Source organism: Streptomyces sp. NPDC028368, from assembly GCF_055565615.1.
In genome coordinates, this window is the sequence record NZ_JBVHTY010000002.1 from 654,003 (window position 1) to 667,309 (window position 13,307).

Below are 13,307 nucleotides of genomic sequence, written 5' to 3' on the forward strand. Positions count from 1 at the left end.
GATGAACGCAGAAACCCGCAGCAGGCTCGACCAGATGCCTGAGTGGACCGCGTTGAGCAAGCACCGGGAGCAGCTGGGGGAGGTGCATCTGCGCGAGCTGTTCGACCGCGACCCGTCCCGCGCCGAGCGCTACACCCTCCAGGTCGGCGATCTGCACCTGGACTACTCCAAGCACCTGGTCACCGACGAGACGCTGCGGCTGCTGGGCGAACTGGCCGCGGCTACGGACGTGGCCGGGCTGCGGGACGCGATGTTCCGCGGCGAGAAGATCAACATCACCGAGCGGCGCTCCGTGCTGCACACCGCGCTGCGCGCGCCCGCCTCGTCGGTGGTCATGAGCGACGGTGAGAACGCCGTCCCCGCCGTGCACCACGTCCTGACGAAGATGGGCACCTTCGCCGACCGGGTCCGCTCCGGGGACTGGAAGGGCCACACCGGCCGCCGTATCAAGACGGTCGTCAACATCGGCATCGGCGGCTCGGATCTGGGACCTGCGATGGCGTACGAGGCGCTGCGCGCCTACACCCACCGGGACATGCAGTTCCGCTTCGTCTCCAACGTGGACGGCGCCGATCTGCACGAGGCGGTACGGGACCTGGACCCGGCCGAGACGCTGTTCATCGTCGCGTCCAAGACCTTCACCACCATCGAGACCATCACCAACGCCACCTCGGCCCGCAACTGGCTGCTGACCGGGCTGCGCGCCGGCGAGGAGGCGGTCGCCCAGCATTTCGTGGCGCTGTCGACCAATGCCGAGAAGGTGGCGGAGTTCGGCATCAACACGGACAACATGTTCGAGTTCTGGGACTGGGTCGGCGGCCGCTATTCGTTCGACTCCGCGGTCGGCCTCTCGCTGATGGTCGCGATCGGCCCGGAGTGCTTCCGCGAGATGCTGGCCGGTTTCCACCTCGTCGACGAGCACTTCCGCACCGCCCCGCCGCAGGAGAACGCCCCGCTGCTGATGGGCCTGCTGGGCATCTGGTACGGCAACTTCTTCGGCGCCCAGTCGCACGCCGTGCTGCCCTACAGCCACTATCTCTCCCGGTTCACCGCCTACTTGCAGCAGCTGGACATGGAGTCCAACGGCAAGTCGGTGGACCGCGAGGGCAACCCGGTCAGCTGGCAGACCGGCCCCGTCGTGTGGGGCACGCCCGGCACGAACGGCCAGCACGCCTACTACCAACTGCTCCACCAGGGCACCAAGATGATCCCGGCCGACTTCATCGGCTTCGCCGAACCGGTCGCCGATCTGCAGCCGGGCCTGGTCGCCCAGCACGACCTGCTGATGGCCAACCTCTTCGCGCAGGGGCAGGCCCTCGCGTTCGGCAAGACGCCCGAGGAGGTACGCGCCGAGGGCGTGGCCGAGGAGCTGGTGCCGCACAAGACCTTCAAGGGCAACCACCCCACCACCACGATCCTGGCCACGGAGCTCAGCCCGTCCGTGCTGGGCCAGCTGATCGCGCTCTACGAGCACAAGGTGTTCGTCCAGGGCGCGGTCTGGAACATCGATTCCTTCGACCAGTGGGGCGTGGAGCTGGGCAAGGTACTCGCCAAGCGGGTCGAGCCCGCGCTGACGGAGGGCGCCCGGGTGCCGGGGCTGGACGCGTCGACGGCGGGCCTGGTCGCCAAGTACCGGGAGCTGCGCGGGCGCTGACCGGCCGTCGCATAGGATCCCCCGGACGATCATGACCATGGATGCGTTCGGGGGAGAGTGCCATGGCCCAAGTGCGGCGCGGCGGAACGGGATCCTGGCTGAGCTTGCTGTGGCCGCACCGTGCGGCCTGGTGGGTGTTCCAGCCCGGCTGGATACCGGAGACGGACGACCCGCTCGTGGAGCGGCTCAAACGCCTGCGAGTCCTCGCCGGGATGATCGTGGCGAGTGGTGTCTACACCTTTGTCGCACGGGACTTCAGCCTCACCGAGGCGCTGGAGAACCTGGTGGTCGCCTCTTTCGTCCTGCTGGTCATCGCCCCGCTGACCGTCGGGGCGATGCTGCTGGTGTGGCGCCGCAGCGGACCGCTGAGGCCGCTGCGGCCACGGCTGTTCGGTGCGTTGTGGCTGCTGCTGTTCTTTGTCGGGGCGGCGGTGCTGACGCTGCTCCTCATGGTGGGCGTCGCCCACTCACTGCCGACCACACCGCTGGTCCTGTGGCTGCTGTGGTTCGTCGGCGCCGCCGGGATCCGGATCAACAGCAACTTCTTCGGCACCGGGGCCATCCACCGCGCACTGCCGCCGGTCCTCGCCTCCGTCACGTCCTGGCTGATGGCCGTTCCTGACCTGGTGACCGGTGATCTGCACGGCCTCGGGCTGACGTTCGGGGTGGTCTTCATCCTGGGCGCACCGCTGCTGGTGACCTGTATCGCCCTGTTCGAGATGCACCGGCTGCGCCGCTCCCGGGGGATCCGGCTGCGGGACCATCCCGGACAGCGGCAGCCGGGCGCGCCGTACGGCAGCGGGCGGCGCCACACCGCCCGCCACCCCTCCTGACGACCTGACGCGCGTCCGCGCCCGCCCGTACGGCACGGGTGAGGTACGGCGAAGGCCCCCGCACCGGTTCGGTACGGGGGCCCTCGGCGTCCGGCCGGCCGGGTCAGGCCGACGCCGGCGGATACAGATCGCGCGGCAGCTGGGCCGCCGCCGACTCGTCCAGGAGCCACAGGGTGCGGCTGCGGCCGCGGGCGCCCGCCGCAGGGGCCTGGACCTCGCCGGCGCCGGAGAGGGCGATGGCCACGGCGTTGGCCTTGTCCTCGCCGGCCGCCAGCAGCCAGACCTCCCGGGCCGCGCGGACCGCGGGCAGGGTCAGCGAGATACGGGTGGGCGGCGGCTTGGGCGCGCCGTGCACGCCGATCACCGTCCGCTCCTGCTCGTACACGCCGGGCAGCTCGGGGAAGAGCGAGGCGACATGGGTGTCGGGTCCGACGCCCAGGAGCAGGACGTCGAAGGACGGCACCGGGCCGTGGTCCTCGGGGCCCGCCGCGGCGGCGAGTTCGGCCGCGTACGCCTCGGCCGCGGCGTCGGCGTCGTTGCCCAGCGTGCCGTTGGAGGGCGCCATCGGGTGTACCCGGGCCGGGTCGAGCGGAACGCTGTCCAGCAGCGCCTGACGCGCCTGGGTGTGGTTGCGCTCCGGGTCGCCGTCCGGAAGGAACCGCTCATCGCCCCACCACAGGTCCAGGCGGGACCAGTCCACCGCGTCCCGGGCGGGTGCCTCGGCGAGCGCCGCGAGCAGCCCGTTGCCGTTGCGGCCGCCGGTCAGGACCACCGAGGCGAAGCCACGGGCGGCCTGGGCGTCCACGATCTTCGTGATCAGCCGGGCCGCCGCGGCCTTCGCCATCAGCTCCTTGTCGCGGTGGACGACAACTTGCGGAGCGCTCACTTGGCGGCCGCCTTCTTGGCGGGCGCCTTCTTCGCCGCGGGCTTGTCCGGGGCGCTCTCCGCGGCCCGGGGTGCCTCCGGTGCCGCTGGTGATTCCCCGTCACCGAGCCGGTCCACGCCGTACTTCAGCGCGGCGGCGTAGATGTCGTCCGGGTCGAGCCGGCGCAGCTCCTCGGCGAGCAGCTCGGCGGTCTCCCGCCGCTTGAGCGCCACCGCGCGGTCCGGCTGGCCGCGCATGGAGAGCGTGGCCAGCGAGCCGTCCGCGCGGTCCAGCACGATCGGGCCGCAGGTGGACTCCATACGGACCGCCGTCAGACCGGGGCCGGCCGAAACCATGCGCCGGACCGGGACGTTCAGCCGACTGGCGAGCCACATGGCCAGCAGCTCCCCGCTCGGGTTGAACTCCTCGCCCTCGACCTCGGCCGAGGTGACCGTGCACGGCATCTGGTCCAGCGCCGCCGCCAGCATCGAGCGCCAGGGCGTGATGCGGGTCCAGGACAGGTCGGTGTCGCCGGGGGTGTACGTATCGGCGCGCTTGGTCAGCTCCGCGATGGGCTGCTCGGCGGTGTAGGCGTCGGTGACCCGGCGCTGGGCCAGCGCGCCGAGCGGGTCCTTGGCCGGGTCCAGCGGGGCGTTCACCGCCCACCAGACCACCACCGGGGCGTCCGGCAGCAGCAGCGGCAGCACCACGGACTGGGCGTGGTCGATCGCCTCGCCGTACAGCCGCAGCACCACCGTCTCGCCGGTGCCCGCGTCCGTCCCGACCCGTACCTCGGCGTCCAGGCGGGCCTTGGCGCGGTCGCGCGGCGACCGGCTGACCCGCTTGATGACGACCAGGGTGCGCGAGGGGTGCTCGCGGGAGGCTTCGTTGGCCGCCTTCAGGGCGTCGTAGGCGTTCTCCTCGTCGGTGACGATGACGAGGGTGAGCACCATGCCGATGGCAGGGGTGCCCACCGCGCGACGGCCCTCCACCAGCGCCTTGTTGATCTTGCTGGCCGTGGTTTCCGTCAGATCGATCTTCATGGCCGACGCCAGCTCCGTCCGTCTCGTGCGAGCATTTCGTCCGCCTCGGCCGGGCCCCAGGTGCCCGCCGGGTACTGCGCGGGCTTGCCGTGCTTGTCCCAGTACTCCTCGATCGGGTCGAGAATCCGCCAGGACTGCTCGACCTCCTCCAGGCGCGGGAAGAGGTTGGCGTCGCCCAGCAGGACGTCCAGGATCAGGCGTTCGTACGCCTCGGGGCTGGACTCGGTGAAGGACTCGCCGTAGGCGAAGTCCATCGAGACGTCCCGCACCTCCATGGAGGTGCCCGGCACCTTCGAGCCGAAGCGGACCGTTACGCCCTCGTCCGGCTGAACGCGGATGACCAGGGCGTTTTGCCCCAGCTCCTCGGTCGCCGTGTGGTCGAAGGGGGAGTGCGGGGCGCGCTGGAAGACCACCGCGATCTCGGTGACCCGGCGGCCCAGCCGCTTGCCGGTGCGCAGGTAGAACGGGACGCCCGCCCAGCGGCGGTTGTCCACCTGCAGCTTGATGGCGGCATAGGTGTCGGTCTTCGACTTGGGATCGATGCCGTCTTCCTGGAGATAGCCGACGGCCTTCTCGCCGCCCTGCCAGCCTTCCGTGTACTGCGCGCGGACGGTCTCCCCGGCGAGATCCTTGGGCAGCCGGACGGCCCCCAGCACCTTGGTCTTCTCCGCGACCAGCGCGTCCGCCTCGAAGGAGGCGGGCTCCTCCATGGCGGTCAGCGCGAGCAGCTGGAGGAGGTGGTTCTGGATGACGTCACGGGCCGCGCCGATGCCGTCGTAGTAGCCGGCCCGGCCGCCGATGCCGATGTCCTCGGCCATCGTGATCTGGATGTGGTCGACATAGCCGCGGTTCCACAGCGGCTCGAACATCGTGTTGGCGAACCGCAGCGCCAGGATGTTCTGGACCGTCTCCTTGCCCAGGTAGTGGTCGATCCGGAAGACCTCGTTGGGCGGGAAGACCTCGTGGACGATCCGGTTGAGCTCCTGGGCGCTCTCGAGGTTGTGCCCGAAGGGCTTCTCGATGACCGCGCGGCGCCAGGAGTCCTCCTTCTGGTCGGCCAGCCCGTGCTTCTTGAGCTGCTGGACGACCTTGGGGAAGAACTTCGGCGGCACGGACAGGTAGAAGGCGAAGTTGCCGCCCGTCCCCTGCGCCTTGTCGAGCTCGTTTATCGTCTCCTTGAGCGTCTCGAAGGCCTCGTCGTCATCGAAGTTGCCCTGGACGAAGCGGCAGCCCTGGACCAGCTGCTGCCAGACCTCCTCGCGGAACGGCGTACGCGAGTGTTCCTTGACCGCGGTGTACACCTCCTGCGCGAAGTCCTCGTTCTCCCACTCGCGACGGGCGAACCCGACGAGCGAGAAGCCCGGCGGCAGCAGACCGCGGTTGGCCAGGTCGTAGACGGCCGGCATCAGCTTTTTGCGGGACAAATCGCCCGTGACGCCGAAGATCACCAGGCCCGACGGCCCCGCGATACGCGGGAGCCGTCGGTCCAGAGCGTCACGCAGCGGATTGCTGCTTGACAAGGTTTCAGCCCTCCGAGGGAGCGAGGCGCTTGAGCTCCGCCTCCGTGGACTTGAGCAGGTCGTTCCAGGACGTCTCGAACTTGTCGACGCCCTCGTCCTCCAGAAGCTGGACGACGTCGTCGTACGAGATTCCCAGCTTCGCGAGCGCATCGAGGTCGGCCTTGGCCGACTCGTACGTGCCGCGCACGGTGTCACCGGTGATCCGGCCGTGGTCGGCGGCGGCCTGCAGGGTGGCCTCGGGCATGGTGTTGACCGTGCCCGGGGCGACCAGGTCGTCGACGTACAGCGTGTCCTTGTAGGCCGGGTCCTTGACGCCGGTCGAGGCCCACAGCGGACGCTGCTTGTTGGCGCCGGCCTTGTCGAGCGCGGCCCAGCGGTCCGAGGAGAAGACCTCCTCGTAAGCCTGGTAGGCCAGGCGGGCATTGGCCAGCGCGGCCTTGCCCTTGAGCGCCTTGGCCTCGTCCGTGCCGATGACCTCCAGGCGCTTGTCGATCTCGCTGTCCACGCGGGAGACGAAGAACGAGGCGACCGAACGGATCAGGGACAGGTCCAGGCCCGCGGCCTTCGCCTTCTCCAGGCCCGCCAGGTAGGCGTCCATCACCTCGCGGTAGCGCTCCAGCGAGAAGATCAGCGTGACATTGACGCTGATGCCCAGGCCGATCACCTCGGTGATGGCCGGCAGACCCGCCTTGGTGGCCGGAATCTTGATCAGCGTGTTCGGGCGGTCCACCAGCCACGCCAGCTGCTTGGCCTCGGCGATGGTCGGCGTGGTGTGGTGCGCCAGGCGCGGGTCGACCTCGATGGAGACCCGGCCGTCCTGGCCGCCGGTGGCGTCGAAGACCGGCCGCAGGATGTCGGCGGCGTCGCGGACGTCCGCCGTCGTGACCATGCGGATGGCTTCCTCGACGGTGACCTTGCGGGCGGCGAGGTCGGTCAGCTGCTGGTCGTAGCCGTGGCCGTCCGAGATCGCCTTCTGGAAGATCGACGGGTTGGTGGTGACACCGACGACATGCTGCTGGTCGATCAGCTCGGCGAGATTGCCGGACGTGATGCGCTGGCGCGACAGGTCGTCCAGCCAGATCGCGACGCCTTCATCGGAGAGGCGCTTGAGTGCGTCTGTCATGGGTTTAGCATCTCCTACTTGTCGTATACGGGCGTCAGCGCGCAGCCGCGTCAAGAGAGTCCCGGGCGGCGTCGGCCACCGCGTCGGCGGTGAAGCCGAATTCGCGGAAGAGGACCTTGCCGTCGGCCGAGGCACCGAAGTGCTCCACAGACACGATGCGCCCGGCGTCACCGACGAAACGGTGCCAGGTCAGGCCGATGCCGGCTTCGACGGCGACACGGGCCTTGACGGACGGCGGCAGCACACTGTCGCGGTACGCCTGGTCCTGCTCCTCGAACCACTCGACCGACGGCATCGACACGACGCGCGTCGCGATGCCCGCGGCCTGCAGCTGCTCGCGCGCCTCGACGGCGAGCTGCACCTCGGAGCCGGTACCGATCAGGACGACCTGCGGCTCGGCGCTCTTGCCTTCGGACCCTTCGGCCTCGAAGAGGACGTAACCGCCCTTGGCGGCATCCTCGTTGGCCGGGTACGTCGGGACGCCCTGACGGGTCAGCGCGAGGCCGTGCGGGGCCCCGACGCCGAACTTCTTCGTGTAGCGCTTGAGGATCTCGCGCCACGCGATGGCGGTCTCGTTGGCGTCGGCCGGGCGCACGACGTTCAGGCCCGGGATGGCGCGCAGCGAGGCCAGGTGCTCGATCGGCTGGTGGGTGGGGCCGTCCTCACCCAGACCGACGGAGTCGTGCGTCCACACGTACGTCACCGGCAGGTGCATCAGCGCGGACAGCCGGACGGCGTTGCGCATGTAGTCGGAGAACACCAGGAAGGTGCCGCCGTAGACGCGGGTGTTGCCGTGCAGCGCGATGCCGTTCATCTCCGCGGCCATGGAGTGCTCACGGATGCCGAAGTGGATCGTGCGGCCGTAGGGGTCGGCGCCCGGCAGCGGGTTGCCCTTGGGCAGGAACGACGAGGTCTTGTCGATCGTGGTGTTGTTCGAGCCCGCGAGGTCGGCGGAGCCGCCCCACAGCTCGGGGATGACCGCGCCGAGCGCCTGCAGCACCTTGCCGGACGCGGCGCGGGTGGCGACCGCCTTGCCGGTCTCGAACGCCGGGAGGTGGTCCTCCCAGCCCTCGGGCAGCTCGGTGGCCGCGATCCGGTCGAACTCGGCGGCGCGCTGCGGGTTGGCCGTGCGCCAGGCGGCGAACGACTTCTCCCATTCCTTCTTGGCGTCGCGGCCGCGGTCCAGGGCGTCGCGGGTGTGCGCGAGGACCTCCTTGGAGACCTCGAAGGACTGCTCCGGGTCGAAGCCCAGGACCCGCTTGGTGGCGGCGACCTCGTCGTCACCCAGCGCCGAGCCGTGCGCGGCCTCGGTGTTCTGGGCGTTGGGGGCCGGCCAGGCGATGATCGAGCGCGCCGCGATGAACGAGGGGCGCCCGGTCTCGGCCTTGGCGGCCTCGAGGGCCCTGGCCAGACCGGCCGGGTCCAGGTCGCCGTTGGGCAGCTGCGCGACCCGCTGGACGTGCCAGCCGTAGGCCTCGTAGCGCTTGCAGGTGTCCTCGGAGACCGCGGTCTCGGTGTCGCCCTCGATGGAGATGTGGTTGTCGTCCCACAGCAGTACGAGGTTGCCGAGCTTCTGGTGGCCCGCGAGCGAGGACGCCTCGGCGGAGATGCCCTCCTGGAGGCAGCCGTCACCGGCGATGCACCAGATGGTGTGGTCGAAGGGGGAGGTGCCCTCCGCCGCGTCGGGGTCGAACAGACCGCGCTCGTAGCGGGAGGCCATCGCCATGCCCACGGCGTTGGCGACGCCCTGGCCCAGCGGGCCGGTGGTGGTCTCCACGCCGGTGGTGTGGCCGTACTCGGGGTGGCCCGGAGTCTTCGAGCCCCAGGTGCGGAAGGCCTTCAGGTCATCCAGCTCCAGGCCGTAGCCGGCCAGGTAGAGCTGGATGTAGAGGGTCAGGCTGGAGTGGCCCGCGGAGAGCACGAACCGGTCACGGCCGGTCCAGTCCGCGTCCGCCGGGTCGTGCCGCATCAGCTTCTGGAAGAGAACGTAGGCGGCGGGCGCCAGGCTCATGGCCGTACCCGGATGGCCGTTACCGACCTTCTGCACGGAATCCATGGCCAGGACGCGGACGGTGTCCACCGCCCGCTGGTCCAGTTCGGTCCACTCGAAATCTGTGGTGGTCGGCTTGGTGCTCACCCTGAGTCAGGGCTCCTCTCCACATGTCGAACGCCGGGGACGGTATGTCCGTCGGCGGTGCCGAGCCTACCCCCGCCGGTGTGCGCGCCTTTTCGACGCTCAGTCGGTGTTTTCGGCGCTCAGTCGGTGAGTGGCACCCCGTGCACTCGTCGCATTGCGCAACCAAGTCAGGACATCGGGTGTTCCCGGCCCGGATGCGTCGGCCATACGACCAGACTGCCGGGCGGCGGTGGCCTTCGCCTCCTGAACGCCCGGCGAACACCCGGGGAAAGCTGCCGCCGTCGCGGCGAGGGGTGCCGCCCAACACGTCCCCACCCCCGCGAAGACCGCCGTATGGCCAACGTCTAAAGTGGCGTGGTAAGCGCAAGCCCTTTACCGGGTCTTCACGGCCGGAAGTGCTTGCAGGACTTATCTCTTCGACGGCAGTGGCCGCCGATGTTACTTCCAGGGGTGTGCGTGACGGCCGTCGAATCCCGTCCTGCGGGGGGGCTCTCTCAGGTTCCCGGGAGTCCCGGAAAGCGGCCGTTCAAGGCCCGCCTGGGGGCGTTTGTGGCGCTCACCAAGCCGCGGGTCATCGAACTGCTGCTGATGACCACGGTGCCGGTGATGTTCCTGGCAGCCAAGGGTGTGCCGGATCTGTGGCTGGTGCTGGAGACGTGCATCGGCGGGTACCTCTCCGCCGGCGGCGCCGCCGCCTACAACATGTACATCGACCGTGACATCGATGCGCTGATGGACCGTACGTCCCAGCGCCCGCTGGTCACCGGCATGGTCAGCCCGCGCGAATGCCTGGTCTTCGCGACCGTCCTCGCGGTGGGCTCCACGGCCTGGTTCTACTTCCTCGTCAACCCGCTGTCGGCGGCGCTGTCCCTCGGTGCGCTGCTTTTCTATGTCGTCGTTTACACGATGATCCTCAAGCGGCGTACGACGCAGAACATCGTCTGGGGCGGCATCGCGGGCTGTATGCCCGTCTTCATCGGCTGGTCCTCGGTGACGAACTCCGTCTCCTGGGCCTCCTTCGTCCTCTTCCTCGTCATCTTCTTCTGGACGCCGCCGCATTACTGGCCGCTGTCGATGAAGGTCAAGGACGACTACGCGCGGGTCGGTGTGCCGATGCTGCCGGCCGTCGCGGGCAACAAGGTCGTCGCGCGCCAGATCGTCGCCTACAGCTGGGTGATGGTCGCCGTCTCGCTGCTGCTGCAGCCGCTGGGCTACACCGGCTGGTTCTACACCGCCGTCGCCCTCGTCTGCGGGGCCTTCTGGCTCAAGGAGGCGCACGGCCTGCAGGCCCGCGCCAAGGCCGGGATCACCGGCGCCAAGCTCAAGGAGATGCGGCTGTTCCACTGGTCCATCACCTATGTGTCGCTGCTGTTCGTGGCCGTCGCGGTGGACCCCTTCCTGCACTGACGTCCCGGCCGGCCGCCTCCTGCCGCCGCCTCTTCCTCAGTTGATTACCGACGGGTAGCATGCTGCTCATGGCAGACAACCAGCAGGCGGACGAGCAGACGGAGCCGGCGGCGGACGCAACGGCCGGCAAGCCGGCCGACAGGCGCACCGCCCGGCTCGCCAAGCAGATCCGCGCCTTCGCCGACTCGCACGGCGGCAGCGCCGAGGGCCAGCTCGCGCACATCGGCCGCGGCCGCATCCGGATCGCCCTGGTCGGCGCCAACGGCGAGTGGGGAAACCTCGTCGCGGACGGCTTCGAGACCGCCAAGGACGCCGCCGCCCTGGCCGGCCTCGTCCTCCACGACGACTTCGACGGCGAACTGGCCGCCAAGGTCCGCACCGGCCGCTACGAGTGGTCCCGGATGGCGGGTATCCAGGTGGGCGGCCCGGCCAACGCCTGACGGCCAACGCCTGACGGCCGACGCCTGAGGGCCGACGCCTGAGGGCCGATGCCCGAAGGCCGCCGGATGCCGTGCGCCGGGGCGCACGCCGGAAGCGGAGCCCGCTACCTCACCACCTCCTTGCCCGTTAGGCCCACCGGGCGCGGCGTTTCGTTCGCGCCCGGCGGGCTCTTGGGTAGGAGCAGCGGATGAACGGCCTTCCATCCCCGGTCGACCAGCCACCGCTCATCGATCAGCACAGCCACGGCGCGGTCCACGGCGAGCTCGGCCTCGGCTCCTTCGAGACCCACCTCGCCGCCGCGGCCGGCGCCCCCGGCCCGGCCCCCGCGGGCACCAGCTACTTCGACAGCTGGACCGGCCTCGCCCTGCGCCGCTGGTGCCCCCCGCTGCTGGGCCTGGAGCCGCACTGCCCGCCCGCCCGCTATCTGGCCCGCAGGCGCGAGGTCGGCGCCTTCCAGGCCGGCCGGCTGCTGCTGCGCGGCGCCGGTATCGGCACCTTCCTGCTGGAGGCCGGCGCCCCCAGCGAGCTGACCTCCGCCGCCGAACTGGCCGCCGCCGCCGAGGCCCGCACCCATGAGGTCGTACGCCTCGAGGCGCTCGCCGAACAGGTCGCCGACACCTCGGGCAGCGTCGACTCCTTCATCGGCTACACCGCCGAGGCCCTCTACGCCGCGGCCCAGCACGCCACCGCCTTCGCCTCCGGCGCCACCTACTGCGACGGCCACGCCCCGCAGGCCGGCGAGGTACGGCGCGCCGCCGGCCGCTGGCTGCGCGGCCGGCGGCCGGGGGAGCGGCTCGGCGAGCCGGCGCTCGTACGGCATCTGCTGTGGAGCGCGATGGCCACCGGGCTGCCCGTACAGCTGCACTGCCCCGATCCCCGGCCGCTGGCGGGCTTCTTGCGGGCCACGGCCGGTATCGGGGCGGATGTCGTCCTGCTGCCCGCGGCGCCGCACCACCGCCGGGCGGCACAGCTGGCCGCCGTGCACGCCCATGTCTACGCGGACGCCGGACCGAGCCCCGAGGAGACGCTCGGCCAGGCGCCGTTCGGCAAGCTGCTGTTCTCGTCGGGGGCGCGCGGGCTGCCCGAGCTCTACGTCACCGGGGCGCGGCTGTTCGTGCGGGCCATGGAGCGGGTCGTACGGGAGTGGACCGACGAGGGGCTGTGCGGCGCGGCGGACGGGCGGCGGATCACCGAGATGGTGGGGTCGGGGACCGCGCGGCGGGTCTACCGGCTGGAGGCGGCGGCCGGCTGAGGCTTCTCCAGCGGTTCGTCGTCCCCGGCGGGCTCCGCGTCGACCGGGGCCGGGCCGCGGTCGCGCAGTTCGAGGGAGACCCGCAGTACGGCGATCCAGACCAGGGTCGAGCCGAGCATGTGCAGCCCGACGACGAGCGCGGGCAGACCCAGGAAGTACTGGAGGTACCCGATGGCACCCTGGGCGGCGACGGTGGCGAACAGCACCAGGACGGCGCGGCGGGCGGCGGCCGGGGCGTCGACCGCGCGCAGCACGAACCACAGCGCGACGCTCAGGCCGACCACGATGTAGACGAAGTCCACATGCAGCTGGGTGATCTCGTGCCAGTCCAGCGGGATGCGGTGCACCTCGCGGGCGTCACCGGCGTGCGGGCCGGTACCGGTGACGACGGTGCCGATCACCGTCAGCGCGCCGGCCGCCGCGACCAGCAGCCAGGCCAGCTGCCGCACCGGCCGGGCCACCAGGTCACTCGGCTCTTCGTCGCCCTCACGGGCCCGCCGCCAGGACACCACGGCGACGGTCAGCAGGGCGGTGGAGAGCAGGAAGTGGGTGGCGACGATGTACGGGTTGAGCCCCGTCAGCACGGTGATGCCGCCGACCGGCGCGTTCGCCAGCACGATCCAGAACTGCGCCCAGCCGAGCTTGGTGAGCGAGCGGCGCCGGGGCTTCTGGGACCTGGCGGCGATGATGAAGAGCCCGACGACCGCGCAGATCACATAGATCAGCATGCGGTTGCTGAACTCGATCACGCCGTTGATGCCCATCTCGGCGGTCGGCGTCAGGCTGCCCGGGGTGCACTGGGGCCAGGTCGAGCACCCCAGCCCCGACCCGGTCAGCCGGACCGCGCCGCCGGTCACCACGACGACGACGGCGATCACGACGGTGGCGAGCGCGGCCCGCTCCACGAAGCGTGTGGAAGGCGTCCAGCGACGGGCGATCAGCTCAAGGGGATTCAGCGTGTTCGGCACGGAAGCCATCGTAGGCGGCGGCTTGTGCGAGTTTTCACGAGGGCCCGTTTTGTGTGCCGGTCAC

Annotated in this window: 11 protein-coding genes; 5 read left to right on the forward strand and 6 right to left on the reverse strand. The window is 70.6% G+C overall.

What is annotated here, in order from left to right:
• Nucleotide 1 precedes the first annotated feature (1 nt).
• Nucleotides 2–1,654, forward strand: a complete 1,653-nt coding sequence (gene pgi / locus ACZ4S3_RS06405; RefSeq protein WP_467926802.1) for a glucose-6-phosphate isomerase — start codon at nucleotides 2–4, stop codon at nucleotides 1,652–1,654.
• 62 nt (nucleotides 1,655–1,716) lie between these two features.
• On the forward strand, nucleotides 1,717–2,487 hold the full coding sequence (locus tag ACZ4S3_RS06410) for a hypothetical protein (protein WP_467926806.1): 771 nt from the start codon (nucleotides 1,717–1,719) through the stop codon (nucleotides 2,485–2,487).
• Nucleotides 2,488–2,590: 103 nt separating this feature from the next.
• On the opposite strand, the gene pgl is transcribed toward ACZ4S3_RS06410, so the two are convergent.
• The 5 genes from pgl to tkt are packed head-to-tail and all read right to left on the reverse strand — an operon-like array spanning nucleotide 2,591 to nucleotide 9,175.
• Nucleotides 2,591–3,373, reverse strand: coding sequence for a 6-phosphogluconolactonase (gene pgl, locus ACZ4S3_RS06415; protein WP_467926811.1), 783 nt, complete (start codon nucleotides 3,371–3,373; stop codon nucleotides 2,591–2,593).
• Nucleotides 3,370–4,395, reverse strand: a complete 1,026-nt coding sequence (gene opcA / locus ACZ4S3_RS06420) for a glucose-6-phosphate dehydrogenase assembly protein OpcA (RefSeq protein ID WP_467926815.1) — start codon at nucleotides 4,393–4,395, stop codon at nucleotides 3,370–3,372. Before opcA ends, pgl begins: the two co-directional genes overlap by 4 nt.
• Entirely contained in the window at nucleotides 4,392–5,915 is a 1,524-nt protein-coding gene (gene zwf, locus ACZ4S3_RS06425) for a glucose-6-phosphate dehydrogenase (RefSeq protein WP_467926818.1), read from the reverse strand. The genes opcA and zwf overlap by 4 nt, the downstream gene beginning before the upstream one ends.
• Nucleotides 5,916–5,919: 4 nt before the next feature.
• Nucleotides 5,920–7,038 carry a transaldolase gene (gene tal / locus ACZ4S3_RS06430; protein ID WP_467926823.1) on the reverse strand — a complete coding sequence of 373 codons (1,119 nt, stop codon included), beginning with the start codon at nucleotides 7,036–7,038 and terminating at the stop codon, nucleotides 5,920–5,922.
• A gap of 34 nt (nucleotides 7,039–7,072) precedes the next feature.
• A complete protein-coding gene (gene tkt, locus ACZ4S3_RS06435) occupies nucleotides 7,073–9,175 on the reverse strand; it encodes a transketolase (RefSeq protein WP_467926826.1) in 2,103 nt (700 codons plus the stop codon).
• A 456-nt stretch (nucleotides 9,176–9,631) separates the two neighbouring features.
• Between tkt and ACZ4S3_RS06440 the strand changes: the two genes are divergently transcribed.
• The 3 genes from ACZ4S3_RS06440 (at nucleotide 9,632) to ACZ4S3_RS06450 (ending at nucleotide 12,275) form a co-directional block, all read left to right on the forward strand.
• Nucleotides 9,632–10,582, forward strand: coding sequence for a heme o synthase (locus ACZ4S3_RS06440; RefSeq protein WP_467926831.1), 951 nt, complete (start codon nucleotides 9,632–9,634; stop codon nucleotides 10,580–10,582).
• Between the two features lie 59 nt (nucleotides 10,583–10,641).
• The gene (locus ACZ4S3_RS06445; protein ID WP_467926835.1) at nucleotides 10,642–11,022 is read left to right on the forward strand and encodes a hypothetical protein; all 381 of its coding nucleotides are present in this window, start codon (nucleotides 10,642–10,644) and stop codon (nucleotides 11,020–11,022) included.
• Nucleotides 11,023–11,210: 188 nt separating this feature from the next.
• Complete coding sequence (locus tag ACZ4S3_RS06450; RefSeq protein ID WP_467926837.1) at nucleotides 11,211–12,275, forward strand: amidohydrolase; 1,065 nt, start codon at nucleotides 11,211–11,213, stop codon at nucleotides 12,273–12,275.
• Here ACZ4S3_RS06450 and ACZ4S3_RS06455 read toward each other — a convergent pair.
• Nucleotides 12,248–13,243: a COX15/CtaA family protein gene (locus ACZ4S3_RS06455; protein ID WP_467926840.1), complete on the reverse strand. Its 996-nt coding sequence runs from the start codon at nucleotides 13,241–13,243 to the stop codon at nucleotides 12,248–12,250. The two genes, ACZ4S3_RS06450 and ACZ4S3_RS06455, sit on opposite strands and share 28 nt — an antisense overlap.
• Nucleotides 13,244–13,307 lie beyond the last annotated feature (64 nt).